This is a genomic window from Mesorhizobium sp. Cs1299R1N1 (assembly GCF_037179655.1).
Lineage (GTDB): Bacteria > Pseudomonadota > Alphaproteobacteria > Rhizobiales > Rhizobiaceae > Mesorhizobium > Mesorhizobium salmacidum.
Genome location: NZ_JAPYKR010000009.1, coordinates 31,145 through 43,196 on the forward strand (window position 1 = coordinate 31,145; position 12,052 = coordinate 43,196).

Here is a 12,052-nt window from a genome sequence, read left to right on the forward strand (position 1 = left end):
CTTTTGAACGCCAAAAGTGTCAGCCACCATGCCCTGGGAGACGCTCCACGGCTCAAAAATATCGCGACTTTGCACTTGGTTGCTTGAAATTTGCTTTAGTCATGGCCCAGGCAAAGCCGAAATGTATTCGAGCTTTTTCTGGTCTGCGGCGCAAAGTGGCGAGAATACCTCGCAGAAGCCGAGCGATGATCCTGTCCGGCAAAAGTAGCCGCCGATTGACGAAGTATCCAATTGCCAATTCCTCCCGCAGAAGCTTGGTCTCGCTCCATGTCTCGGCGTTGTGGTTGGGATTGCTGTAGCTGACATCCCTGGTGTCGATGCGCAACATCGCGTGACGGCGGGATGCCAAATAGTACTTGGTCCATTCCTGGTCCTCGGCCGAAAAGACCTCCTCCCGGAAGGGACGCTCTCGTAGCAGTCGAGTAGGGATCATGGCCATGGTGTTGGACAGGCCATTTCTGCCGTTGAAGTTGTGATTGGTCATAACGGTGTGGCACTCGTGTGGGGCATCCTGTGCTGGTGGATGCCTCCAGTAGACAATCTCCATGCCCCCACTAAGACCAGCGTCCCATCCTTTCGCTATCAGGTCAGGCGCCCGAATGAGCATGTGGCTGCTGATGATGAGCGTGAGAGGCTGGTCGTTGATTGCGACACCGAGATTGATCGCTTTCGAGAAATTGAAGTCCTCGGAAGGATATGTCACGATATCCGCACCAAGCTCTTCAAACGCGCTGGATACGGCCGGATCGCGCGACGAATCCACGATGATCAACCGTTTAGGAGGCACGCTTTGTCTTCGCAGCGCTTCTATCACTTCGATCAGGAGCGGCGTGCATTGATATGCGCGGATCACCGCCGCGTAATGCGGCGAAGAGCTGCAATCCGGCATTCCAATGACCTGGCTCATTTCGGCGGCATCACGGCTTGGACAGCATGGACCATGTCGGCGGGACCATCAGCTAGCCGGCAGATGGGCGCCGCATGTGTCCAAGTGTCGTAAAAAGCAGCAGCTTTGGCATCGAAGGATCTGAAAACGACGTTCGGGATTCCGAGAAGCGTGCTCAGAATATGAGCATGCAACCGATCGGTGACCACAATACGCCCGCGGCTCAACAGATCGATACCCACCCTCAGCCGGGTCTCCGCGTAGCGTCGGCGTGCGATAAGCGCCAAGGGTGCCAGCAGCGGATAGGCGGCAGGAAACTTACGCGTGAATTTGGAGAACAATATGTCCCCCAATCGAGCCGCGGTCCTGGGATCATCCAACCAGTCTCTCGCCTCTGCGGAAAGCCCCATCTGGTTCAGCTGCCTCTTGATTTCCTCATGCGGCGCCACCGCTTCCTTGTCAGTGCGCAACAGGCAGAACGCGTCCACATTTGCCGGCTTGCGGACGATCCGGTCCATGGCGAATGCCATGTCCGGACAGAGCACCACCTGGCAATCGAAATTCGCCCGGGCAAAGGCTTCACTTTTTGTGTCACGAGCCAGCAATGTGAAATCGGAATGCGCGGCGATGGCGTCACGCGTTTCCTGCAACACCGCCGGTGAGTCGAAATGGATGCTTTGAGACAGCTGGATGGTCGGTCGATTGGGAAAGCGCCGAAGGATTTTCAAACGAAACTCGTGGTGGTGAGGATATATATCCCCGAAATTGCCCCCGCCATGCATCAAGAGAACGGATGCGCGCTCGATGTGTCGGTCAGATGACGGGCTGTAGGTACTCCAGTCGTGGAATGCCACTTGGCTGCCGGGAAGCTCGCGTTTGAAAAAATCCAATTCGCCCAACAAGATCGCGCAGTCGCCGACGTTGGGATGCTCCGGTGGATCAATAAGGTGGATGCGCTCGCCGCGTCCGGCTATCAGCGGGAGCAAGACTTCTCTGATACGATGCCGCAAGGCAATTTGAAGATCTTCGGTCGTTCGGCTCCCTTGCGGAGGGTCTTCCAGCCATTTCTGGTGCGTCATCAGAAGTCGATCCTTTTGTGTGTCGCTCTTTTCCATCTTGCCCCACCGACTGCGGTGCACAATAGCCACATCCGTTTTAATGCTGCACTGCGGCATAAATGCTTGCGCCCTGACCCGACGGGGAATAAAAACGGTCGCATCGGACATTGATCGAATATCGATCGCGGGCGGGGATGTGTCGGTTCTGAGTGTACTGGAGGCGCCGGCGCGTGGATGGAATCAAGGGAAGACTGGCCAAGGGCGCGGCATGGATCACCGCGGCTCGGCTCATCACCAATCTCCTGGGGTTGGTAAGCACGCTTGTCCTAGCGCGGCTGCTCACTCCCGGCGATTTCGGAATTGTCGCCCTCGGCTGGACCGTGCTCGCGATCTTGAACTCAGTCACCGAAATTTCGATCGGCGCTGTGCTCATCCATCATCCAAATCCCACCAAGGAACATCTTGATACCGCCTGGACGCTCAGCGCAGTGCGTGCCGCGGCGGTCGCCGCGATGCTTATGGTCGTCGCGATGCCGGCCGAATCGGCGTTCGCGGAACCGCGCTTGCCGCCGGTGCTGGCGGCGTTGGCAATTTCGACACTGATAGCAGGGCTTGGCAGTCCGCGTCGAATTCTCCTCACGCGCGACCTGGTGTTCTGGCAGCAATTCCTGGTCGAAGTTTCCCAGAAGCTTGTCGGGCTCATCGTGTCGGCCGTGTTCGCGTTCATCTTCAAAAGCTACTGGGCGCTTGTTGCGGGAACGTTGGCATCGGATTTCACTGGCCTCGTCATTTCCTATGTAGTCGCGCCCTTCAAGCCAAAGCCCGGCTTGCGGCACTGGCGCGAGATGTTCGGCTATTCCATCTGGCTGACCCTTGCACAGGCTATCAACACACTGAACTGGCGGTTCGACCACCTGCTGATCGGGGCCTTCCTCGGCAAGACCCCGCTTGGATATTATTCGGTGGGCGACAATCTCGCCGCCATGCCGACGCGCGAGGCGATCGCTCCTTTGACCTCGGTGCTGTTTCCTGCATTCGCCCATGTGAAGAACCGCGACGACGGCGGCCTGGAGAAGGTCTACCAGTCGTCGCAAGCGCTCGTCACGATGATCGCATTGCCCGTCGGTGTCGGAATGGCGCTGATCGCCGAACCATTGGTCCGGCTGACGATGACGGACAAGTGGCTTCCCGCCGTAATCGTGATCCAGGCGTTGTCTGCCGTGTTTGCCATTCAAACCCTGGGAAGCCTGGCGCAACCGCTGGCGATGGCAACGGGCGACACGCGATTGCTGTTCAAGCGTGACGTTCAGGCATTCATCCTGCGCGTCCCCTCGGTCATCGTGGGACTTTGGCTTGGTGGACTTGCCGGCGTGGCGATCGCGCGAGCGGTGGCGGGGGTCATCGGCATCTTTTTCAATCTTCAGGTCGTGCGGCAACTCACCGGCATTGGCTACCTGGCACAGGTGCGCCCCAATCTGCGAAGCCTGGCAAGTGCCGGAGTCATGATCGCGGCCGTGCTCGTCTCTCGGTCCGCGCTTCCATACGGCGTCGAAACGTCCGAGATGATTTTGAACCTCGCGTCACAGATCGCCATTGGAGCGATCTCTTTTGCCGGAGCGCAATTGCTGCAGTGGAATTTGATGCGACGACCTGTAGGACCCGAAACTGAACTGATTGCCCTGGGCAAGCGGCTTTTGATGGGCAGGGGCGCACGCCTGCTTGGACGGTGGGCATGACAGGGAAAAAGCACGACACCGCGGTCGTCTTCGTGACCGACAACGGATATCTCGGTCCATCACTCCTGGCGGCACTTCAGTTGACGGCGCAAGGCATCGACGCGTTGGCCGACATCATGATCTACACGGTCGGTGTCGATCCAGCACTGATCGACACACTTCAGAACCGTGCAGGTCGGGCGATATCCTTCATCGCGCTGCCCGACACGTCCTATGTGCCACCGGATGGCGTGGCGTTTGCCAAGAACCACGTGCCAGTCACCGCTTTGGCGCGGCTCGTGATAGCCGACCATTTGCCTTCGCAGTATCGCAACATCGTTTATCTTGATGGCGATATCCAAATCGTTGGAGACATTGCGCCGCTCGTTCGGCATCGGGTCCGGGACGGTTGGATCGCGGCCGGCAGGGGCAGCGCCTGGCTCGATCCCGACGATAGGTTGGGGCTTAATCCTAAAGGCTATTTCGATGTGTTGGCGGGAGCCACGCGTCAGAGCTACTTCAACTCCGGAGTGCTGGCATGCAACCGGGACACTTGGGCCATTTATGGTCCCAAAGCGCTAAACGCATTCTTCAGCAACGGCGACACATTCATTCGGCACGACCAGAGTGCGCTTAATGCCGTCTTTGAGCAAAATGTCGAACCGCTCTCGCCGGCCTATAATTTCCACAATGTCTACGCCAAGCTCAAGTGCCACGGAATTCTCGCGCCAAAGATCATCCATTTCACCGGCCCCGCCAAACCTTGGAAGGCTGCCGTCCCGCCATGGGGATGGCGTTTCCACAAGCCTTATACCGATCTCATGGAGCGCTTTCCGGAGCTTGCGTCGGTCTTCAAAGTCGAACCTTACGCGCCGCAGCCGACACCCGGCCTGCGTGCGAGGATTTCAACCCTTCGGGGCGCTCGCACTCGAATATCCCAGCGCCGGGCATTTCGTGCCTATGTCAAGCGGGACTTCTTCGCAGTTAGATAACCGCCGCTATGTCGATTAATTCAGGGCGCGAATATTGACTCAAGACCGTTTCAATTCCCTGCATGCAATTCGTGGAATTGCAGCTATCGTCGTACTAACGAGCCACTTGGTGTTGGCTATTCCAGGTATCGATTTGCTTATGTGGGCAGACCCAAACGCGACACGCCATTTCACCTGGCGCTGGGAAAACGTAATTACCTATTCTCCGCTCCACATCTTCTGGAGTGGGCACGAAGCGGTACTGGTGTTTTTCATATTAAGCGGCTTTGTCTTGACGTTGGCTATTCTCAAGGCACGGGATTCTTTTGCCAATTATGCCGCAAAGAGAATAGTGCGAATTTGGATGCCCTTTGCCGTCGCATTGTTGCTGGCAATAATTGCATCAAAGGCTCTTTTCGTTCAACCCATCGGAGATGGATACAGCGAATGGCTCCAGCAAATGCCACCTGGTGCGATTTCAATCAAGTCCGTCGTGGGTCATTTGTTGATGACAGGACTGACCCAACATATGACGCTATCGCCCATAATGTGGTCTCTCGTACACGAGATAAGAATATCCATCGCGATGCCATTCATAGTCTGGGGCGTTCTGAAATTTCCAAAGGCCATGGTAACTTTGTCGTTGGTCCTCTTGGTGCCCGGGGCGATCTGGCCCGAAGCATTTAGCCTTACCGCCAGCAGCGTAACGCAGTCTCTTCTGCAGACCTCCATTTATATCCCGATCTTTGTCGGCGGAGCTTTCCTGGCCGTCTATCGAGACACACTGAAAACAGCTATCGCCAAATATCCAACCGTTGTCGTTGCGTTGATGTGGGCCATGGGAATTCTTCTTCTGGAGGCTCGTTGGATCATCTATGACGGGTTACTTTTCAGCCACATCTCCTCCGGGGTTGGTGCTGGCCTCATAATTCTTATGGCGTTCGCTTCGCCCGGGAGTAGCCGTTTCCTCGATAAGCCGGCGCTGATATGGCTGGGGGATATATCTTACCCATTGTACCTCACTCATTTCACTGTGCTCATCGCTGTCGCGAAAATAGGTACGTTGATTGATGCTCCTGTGTGGATCGTCCTGCCCATGGTTCTTGCAGTGTCGCTTTTGGTGGCCGACATTTTCCGAAGAATGGTCGATAGCCCTGTGCAAAATCTCAACAAGATGTTTTCGGCCAAGCCCCGAACCGCCTAAAGCGCGTCGCATTGAAGTGGCGTGGTGGCCAGCCCCGTGAGCGTCGAGCGATCGACATGATCGCCTCAATTCACACAACCACGATGACGCGCTGCTCAGCTGGAGTGAGGGCGCGTTGGTGACGTTGCACGGGGCTACACGAATTCAAAGCCGGCTATCCAATTCAAGCCGGCCTATTTCCGTCGACCTGATGCATGTCGCGCAAACTGCCCAGAGCGCGGAGCGCACGACGCCGGGTTAACAGCTGTCGTGATTGCATTCAGCTGCTCACGCCACCAGCCTGCCAATCGAGTGATATTCGATGCCGTGGCGCGCCACGACCTTGGGATCGTAGAGGTTGCGGCCATCGAAGATGACCGGCGTGGTCAGTGCAGCCTTCAGCGCATCGAAGGACGGGGCGCGAAAATTCTTCCATTCGGTGGCGATCAGCAGCGCATCGGCGCCGCGCAATGCCGCTTCCTTGGTGCCGCACAGCATCAGGTCGTCGCGCAGCCCATAGATGGCCTGGCATTCCTGCATGGCCTCGGGGTCATAGGCCTGCACGGTCGCGCCGGCGTTCCAAAGCGCTTCCATCAGCACACGCGCCGGCGCCTCACGCATGTCGTCGGTGTTGGGCTTGAAGGCCAAGCCCCACAGCGCGAAGGTCTTGCCCGTGAGATCACCCTTGAAATAGCGGTGCACCTTGTCGAACAGGACGGATTTCTGGTCGTTGTTGCGCTCCTCGACGGCGCGCAGCAGCTTGGCGTCGAATTTGACGCCCTCGGCGGTCTTGATCAGAGCGCGGACGTCCTTGGGAAAACACGAGCCGCCATAGCCGAGACCCGGATAGATGAAGTGGTAGCCGATGCGCGGATCGCTGCCGATACCCTTGCGCACCTCCTCGATATCGGCGCCGAGCTGCTCGGCGAGGTTCGCCATCTCGTTCATGAAGCTGATCTTGGTCGCCAGCATGCAGTTGGCGGCGTATTTCGTGAATTCGGCGCTCCGCACGTCCATCACGATCATCTTCTCATGGTTGCGATTGAAGGGCGCGTAGAGTTCGCGCATCACCGCTTCGGTGTCCTCGCTGCTGGTGCCGACGATGATGCGGTCGGGCTTCATGCAGTCGGCGACGGCGGAGCCCTCCTTGAGGAATTCGGGATTGGAGGCGACATCGAAGCGCAAATCCTCGCGCCCCCTTTTCTTCAGCGTCTCGGCGATCCTGGCCTTCACCTTTTCGCAGGTGCCGACCGGCACGGTCGACTTGCCGACGACGATCTTGGCGGTATCCATCTCGCGGCCGATGGTCTCGGCGACCGTCAACACGTATTTGAGGTCGGCCGAACCGTCCTCGCCGGGCGGCGTGCCGACCGCTATCATCTGGATTTCGCCATGCCTGACGGCGGCCGCCGCATCGGTGGTGAACTTGATGCGGCCGGCGGCGTGATTCTCCCTGACGATGCTTTCAAGGCCTGGCTCGAAGATCGGGACGAGGCCCTGGTTGAGCCGCTCCACCTTGCTTGCGTCGATGTCGACGCAAACGACCTGGTGTCCAACCTCGGCAAGCACCGCCGCCTGCACGAGGCCGACATAGCCAATTCCAAACACCGTCAAGTTCATGCGGTTTGATTCCCATCAGGCAGCGGGCCTCTTCTCGGCCCTGCCGGTTCAATTCGTCTTTCCCAACTCCTTTATACTGCACACCAGCGATTCCGGAAATTGGCAGGGCTGGCCGAGCGCGGTGAAGGCGACACGTTCGACCTGCAGCGAAAGCTTGCGGCCCGGATCGGCGAACGTTCCCATCCAGCCCTTCATCGTATCGCTGCCCCAAAAGCTGAAGAAAATCCTCTGCGCATGGCTGGGCAGCTTCGCAGGATCGGTGATGGTGTTCACAAGCTGGCCGTTGAGGTACCAGCGCAGACTATCCTTCTCCCAGACGAAGGCGTAGTCGTTGAAGGCACTGTCGGTGCCACCGGGCACGTCGACCAGCTTCTCGTTCTTGCCCTTGCCGGCGATATAGGCGTTGACCTGCACCTTGGACGTGTCCTTGGTGAGGACCTCGAAATCGATCTCGTCCCAGGGCTGCTTGTCGGACGGGCCGATATAGGAAAAGAAGGCCGCATTGAGGCCGGCGCCTGTATCGGTTTTCATTCGCGCCTCATAGGTACCATAGCCGAAGCGCTGCTTGGTCTGTACCTCACCGCAGGCGAACTCACGATCCTTGGTCTTCTGCTTCGCGAAACCGAGCGAAAGAACGCCGTCGGAAAGCTGGACCAGGCCTTTCGACCAGGTGCAATTCTGATGGCTGCCGTTTGTCCAGCCATCTGAAACGTACCAGCGCTCGTGGTCGAAACTCTTGAAGTCGTCGACGAAAGAGGGCGCGGACTGGACATCCTGCGCATGAGACGGGGTTGCCGGCAGGCTGCCAAGAGCGGCGAGCAGCAAAGCGACTGCCAGGCAGGACCGCCAGCCGAAATGCAGGGGGGCGTCGATTGCTGTCGTGGACATGATTTTGGGATCCGAATTCATGACAAACTCACCTTTGCGCTGTGCGTCCCCAACCCAAAGTCGACGTTTGAACCGCCTCCAAACGGGCCAACCTTGACCTCTTCAATCACCCTCCCGACTTCCTCCAGTCTTGCATCACCTCCGTCGTAACGGTCCCGCGCCGCCGCCTTCACCCCCGGCCGGCTCCTGCCCGCCAGGCCGATGCGACCGTGGCCGGCGAATCGGTGGCCGCATTCTCGTCGAAGACCACATCCAGCGAATGACGGAGCTCGCGCATCATGCCGCCCTGGCGCGACAGTGCCGCGATGCGGCGCTCGCAGTTCAAGATCGACTGCGTCAAAGCGCTGACCTCGGACGAACGGCGGTCGGAGGCGGAACCGTTTTCCACGGCTTCGACCGGGAAGGCCGCGTTGGTCGCCTCCTTGCGGTAGCGGCTCTCCAGGCTGGTTTTCTCGGCATCGATTTCAGCCGCGACCTGCTCGAACAGCTTCGCCAGCCGGTCGAGACGCGCAACGTCTGTCTGCCTGTCGCGGATAGGATCCCTTGATCTGAAGCCGAATATCGAGGCCATGAGCTTAAATTCCCGTCATCGCCGGCTTTCCGGGCCGGCTTCCGGCCGGGCCACTGGCCGATCCCCGCAACCGGGGCTGAAAACTCGTACCGCGTCCACTTCGCCGAAGAAGAGAGACTTCGGACCAGTTCGACCGGGGGCCAATTCGGCTGGCCGTCAATTTGCTGCACCGCAACATAGACTGCCATCCCCGGAGCCGCGAGGCAACCACCCAATTCGTAAACTCATAAATCCGATCGAAATGGTTTGCGTGGCACGCTTCCGGGCGGCGGGCAGCACCGGACGGTCCCGCGCCTTACCGTCCCTTGCCCGTGCTGGTTCCGTCCATCAGGAAACGCAGCGTCGGCACGCGCTTGTTCCTGGACACGAGGCCAACACTGCGAAACAGCGCCTCGAGCTTGTCGGATGCCACCCCCTGGACGATGGGAATGAGGTTGGATTGGCTTGCGAAGGCGTAGGCCGCGGCCGAAGCCAGGCCTCGCTCGGCCTTCACATCGAGGAAATTGCGCAGCCGGTATTTGTCGCGCACATGCCGCTCGTGCCGCCGCAGTACCGCCTTGGACCCTTCCGGCAGGCTGTCGATGGCCAGCAGCGCCAGATCGGCATCGGCCAGCCGCTTCAGGTCCTGCGTCTTGTGGCGGCCACTGAGCGAATCGGCGCGCACGATGGCGCCGTAACCGCAGGAGCGGATGACCTTGAACCGTGCCCCGTGGGCGACCGCCCGCGCGTAAAGCTCATAGTCCTCGCCCAGTCGCAGGCTTTCGTCGTAGCGCAATCCGTGGCGGTCGAGGAAGGCACGGCTGATCACGGGCTTCAAGAAGCCGAGTTCACCTCTTTGCACCCGGCGTCTGGAGATGTTGCCTTCCACGAAGCTTTCGAAATCCAGGAATTCCGGATCGGCGGCAAAATCCGGGGCGACGATTTTGGTCGCGTCACCGGTCGCGTCATCTCTGATAAGCATGATGTTGTCGGCGGCGAAATCCCAGTCGGCGCCGGCAAACAGGTTGCGAAACCGGCCCTCGAGGAAGAAATCGTCGGCGTCCAGAATGCTGACGAACGGCGCTCGTGAGCGGGCGATCGCGGCATTGCGGGCAAAGGACGGGCCGCGGTTGACATCGAGGCGCATGACGGTAAGCCGACCGCTGCCATCATCGGCGGAGCGGGCGACCTCGGCCGTAGTGTCGGTAGAGCCGTCGTCGACGACGACGACCTCCGCCACTTCCGGTTCGCGCAGCGCGGATCCGATGGCGACCGCGATGGTGCGCGCCGCGTTCTTGGCCGCGATGATCACGCAGACCTGGGATTTCGTCATCGACATGGAATTGCCTCTTGCACAGGTTCCGTTCTGCCCTCGCCCTGTACCCGTTCGATACCCACTGCCATCATGGACTGGCCGGCCGTTCGAAGATGCGGCGGCTGATGTCCGCCGACGCGGCCCAGCCAACCTCGGCCAGATAGCGGACGGGAGCCCGCCCGCACAATTCCCACAACACCGTCCGCCGCTGCGGCCAGCGCAGCGACAACAGCCATGGCGCAATGACCATGTTGAGCAGATCCTCATTGCCGATGCGCGACAGGATCGGCTTGGCCCGCTCCGACAGAAGCGTGCCGGTGCCGCCCAGCAGCACATCGGCGGCGCGCAGGCCGAGCAGCAAGGTGTCTTCCAGTCCCTGGCTCACCGCGGCATCGAGCACACGCTGCTGATCAGCCTCGTCGAATCGGCTGGCGCTGGCCCTGATATCGCAGACATAGCCGGCGCAGGGCTCGCGGTTGAACAGGGCCTTGGCGACGCTTATGCAGGACAGCATCAAAGTGTCGGCGGCTGACGTGAAGGGGACTTCGGCGCCGGTGATCTCGACCAGCCGTTTTCGCCGCAGGAACCCGTCGGCATCGCGGGGACTGGGCGAGCCGGGCTGCTGGAGCCGGTAATGAAGATCGACCGTGGATGATTTCGGCCCATTGCCGCGAACCATGTGCTGTTCGCCGAGGAAGCGGACCCACCAGACCGAACGTGACTTGCCTGACACCTCGTAGCCGATCGAGCGCAACACTTCGCGTGCCTTCGAGAACCCGGCCGGCGAGACCAGGATGTCGACATCGCCCGCAGGCTTCATGAAGTGATCGTCGTAAAGCAGATGCTGCTGGAACGGCCCTTTCAGGAAGACGAAATCAATCCGCCTGTCGAGCAGCGCCTCGTTGATGGCCATCGAATCCATCAGGCAGGCGGCGTTCATCGAAACCGTCCTTCTACGATAGGTTTCAAGCCACTGGAAGAGCTCGGCCGGCCTCTCATTCGCCGGCGCACGCGACAGCACCTTCAGAACGAAGGTACCGACCTTGTTGAGCCTGGCGATATCGGTGACGACAGCGACGGAAAGGCCCGCCGGCGATACCTCGCCCGCCGAGGCGGCCGTTCCTGCGAAATACAATCGTAAGCAGGCCTGCACATAGGCGATCTCATTGGCGCAGTCCGTGGCGCGCAATCTTTCATAAGAGCTTTCCGGCAAGGCCATTGAGCGCACAGTCTCCAAAAACGGTTTGCGCGTCGCGCTATGCTGCAACTGCGAAGCAAAGCATCCTTAAAAACCGCGGCGCCGTAAAGCCTTTCCTTTCGCAGTGCAAAATTTTGCGACCGCCGGGCTATCGGCGGCGGTCAGTTCAAAGAGGGATATAGTCTAGTGTTGTCTAAAATCAATCGCCTCCGTTATTTTCCCTTAAAACAGTAGAATCAAAGGTTTACAGGGCTTATAGCAGCAAGCGGCGATTGCACGCGGCTTTATGTCAAAAGAGGCGAGTCTCTTATACCGGGTGACGTCCGCAACCCATAATTGATTAACGCAAGGTAAATGAGGCTTGACTCATAAATGTTGCCGTGCAGCTATTGCAATGCAGCATTAAAGTGCTGACGGCAATCGACAGGCCGTTTCAAGTCCTAATGGAGAGTAAAATGGAACAGAATGTTGAAAAGCATGAGTATGAAACGCCAAACCTGACGGTACATGGTTCAATTGAAACCATTACGCAGGGCGGCGGTGGCAGCACGGCACTCGACGCGTCGTTTCCCGCGCACACCCCGATCGGCGACCTGACTTTCTCCTGAGACCAGCCCGATGCTGGAGGAGTGACGTTGGGCCTCCAGGATCCAAGACCAAAATGGAGC

The 12,052-nt window shown here is 59.0% G+C and carries 11 protein-coding genes; 4 read left to right on the forward strand and 7 right to left on the reverse strand.

The features are described from left to right. Positions 1-52: 52 nt before the first annotated feature. Positions 53-907 (reverse strand): glycosyltransferase family 2 protein, encoded by an 855-nt coding sequence (locus tag O7A70_RS20115; RefSeq protein ID WP_337141946.1) that lies wholly within the window; start codon positions 905-907, stop codon positions 53-55. Then, entirely contained in the window at positions 904-2,112 is a 1,209-nt protein-coding gene (locus O7A70_RS20120) for a polysaccharide pyruvyl transferase family protein (protein WP_337141947.1), read from the reverse strand. The genes O7A70_RS20115 and O7A70_RS20120 overlap by 4 nt, the downstream gene beginning before the upstream one ends. Positions 2,113-2,174: 62 nt before the next feature. Between O7A70_RS20120 and O7A70_RS20125 the strand changes: the two genes are divergently transcribed. The 3 genes from O7A70_RS20125 to O7A70_RS20135 are packed head-to-tail and all read left to right on the forward strand — an operon-like array spanning position 2,175 to position 5,834. Then, positions 2,175-3,680, forward strand: a complete 1,506-nt coding sequence (locus O7A70_RS20125) for a lipopolysaccharide biosynthesis protein (protein ID WP_337141948.1) — start codon at positions 2,175-2,177, stop codon at positions 3,678-3,680. Next, positions 3,677-4,651, forward strand: a complete 975-nt coding sequence (locus O7A70_RS20130; RefSeq protein ID WP_027142866.1) for a glycosyltransferase family 8 protein — start codon at positions 3,677-3,679, stop codon at positions 4,649-4,651. The genes O7A70_RS20125 and O7A70_RS20130 overlap by 4 nt, the downstream gene beginning before the upstream one ends. Before the next feature lie 34 nt (positions 4,652-4,685). Further along, positions 4,686-5,834, forward strand: coding sequence for an acyltransferase family protein (locus tag O7A70_RS20135; RefSeq protein ID WP_337141950.1), 1,149 nt, complete (start codon positions 4,686-4,688; stop codon positions 5,832-5,834). Positions 5,835-6,101: 267 nt separating this feature from the next. On the opposite strand, the gene O7A70_RS20140 is transcribed toward O7A70_RS20135, so the two are convergent. The 5 genes from O7A70_RS20140 to O7A70_RS20160 form a co-directional block, all read right to left on the reverse strand. Continuing rightward, positions 6,102-7,433 carry a UDP-glucose dehydrogenase family protein gene (locus tag O7A70_RS20140; RefSeq protein ID WP_027142864.1) on the reverse strand — a complete coding sequence of 444 codons (1,332 nt, stop codon included), beginning with the start codon at positions 7,431-7,433 and terminating at the stop codon, positions 6,102-6,104. A gap of 48 nt (positions 7,434-7,481) precedes the next feature. After that, positions 7,482-8,342, reverse strand: a complete 861-nt coding sequence (locus O7A70_RS20145; protein WP_337141951.1) for a family 16 glycosylhydrolase — start codon at positions 8,340-8,342, stop codon at positions 7,482-7,484. Between the two features lie 148 nt (positions 8,343-8,490). Next, on the reverse strand, positions 8,491-8,892 hold the full coding sequence (locus O7A70_RS20150; RefSeq protein ID WP_337141952.1) for a hypothetical protein: 402 nt from the start codon (positions 8,890-8,892) through the stop codon (positions 8,491-8,493). A gap of 295 nt (positions 8,893-9,187) precedes the next feature. Then, positions 9,188-10,210 carry a glycosyltransferase family 2 protein gene (locus O7A70_RS20155; protein WP_337141953.1) on the reverse strand — a complete coding sequence of 341 codons (1,023 nt, stop codon included), beginning with the start codon at positions 10,208-10,210 and terminating at the stop codon, positions 9,188-9,190. Between the two features lie 64 nt (positions 10,211-10,274). Continuing rightward, positions 10,275-11,405 (reverse strand): nucleotidyltransferase family protein, encoded by a 1,131-nt coding sequence (locus O7A70_RS20160; RefSeq protein WP_337141954.1) that lies wholly within the window; start codon positions 11,403-11,405, stop codon positions 10,275-10,277. A 434-nt stretch (positions 11,406-11,839) separates the two neighbouring features. Between O7A70_RS20160 and O7A70_RS20165 the strand changes: the two genes are divergently transcribed. Then, on the forward strand, positions 11,840-11,992 hold the full coding sequence (locus O7A70_RS20165) for a lasso peptide (protein ID WP_084636520.1): 153 nt from the start codon (positions 11,840-11,842) through the stop codon (positions 11,990-11,992). Positions 11,993-12,052 lie beyond the last annotated feature (60 nt).

What these genes read in the sequence shown, in the direction of transcription:
- O7A70_RS20115 (WP_337141946.1), bottom strand. Translation starts at nt 907, where the DNA reads ATGAGCCAGGTCATTGGAATGCCGGATTGCAGCTCTTCGCCGCATTAC.
- O7A70_RS20120 (WP_337141947.1), bottom strand. Translation starts at nt 2,112, where the DNA reads ATGTCCGATGCGACCGTTTTTATTCCCCGTCGGGTCAGGGCGCAAGCA.
- O7A70_RS20130 (WP_027142866.1), top strand. Translation starts at nt 3,677, where the DNA reads ATGACAGGGAAAAAGCACGACACCGCGGTCGTCTTCGTGACCGACAAC.
- O7A70_RS20140 (WP_027142864.1), bottom strand. Translation starts at nt 7,433, where the DNA reads ATGAACTTGACGGTGTTTGGAATTGGCTATGTCGGCCTCGTGCAGGCG.
- O7A70_RS20145 (WP_337141951.1), bottom strand. Translation starts at nt 8,342, where the DNA reads ATGAATTCGGATCCCAAAATCATGTCCACGACAGCAATCGACGCCCCC.
- O7A70_RS20150 (WP_337141952.1), bottom strand. Translation starts at nt 8,892, where the DNA reads ATGGCCTCGATATTCGGCTTCAGATCAAGGGATCCTATCCGCGACAGG.
- O7A70_RS20155 (WP_337141953.1), bottom strand. Translation starts at nt 10,210, where the DNA reads ATGTCGATGACGAAATCCCAGGTCTGCGTGATCATCGCGGCCAAGAAC.
- O7A70_RS20160 (WP_337141954.1), bottom strand. Translation starts at nt 11,405, where the DNA reads ATGGCCTTGCCGGAAAGCTCTTATGAAAGATTGCGCGCCACGGACTGC.
- O7A70_RS20165 (WP_084636520.1), top strand. Translation starts at nt 11,840, where the DNA reads ATGGAACAGAATGTTGAAAAGCATGAGTATGAAACGCCAAACCTGACG.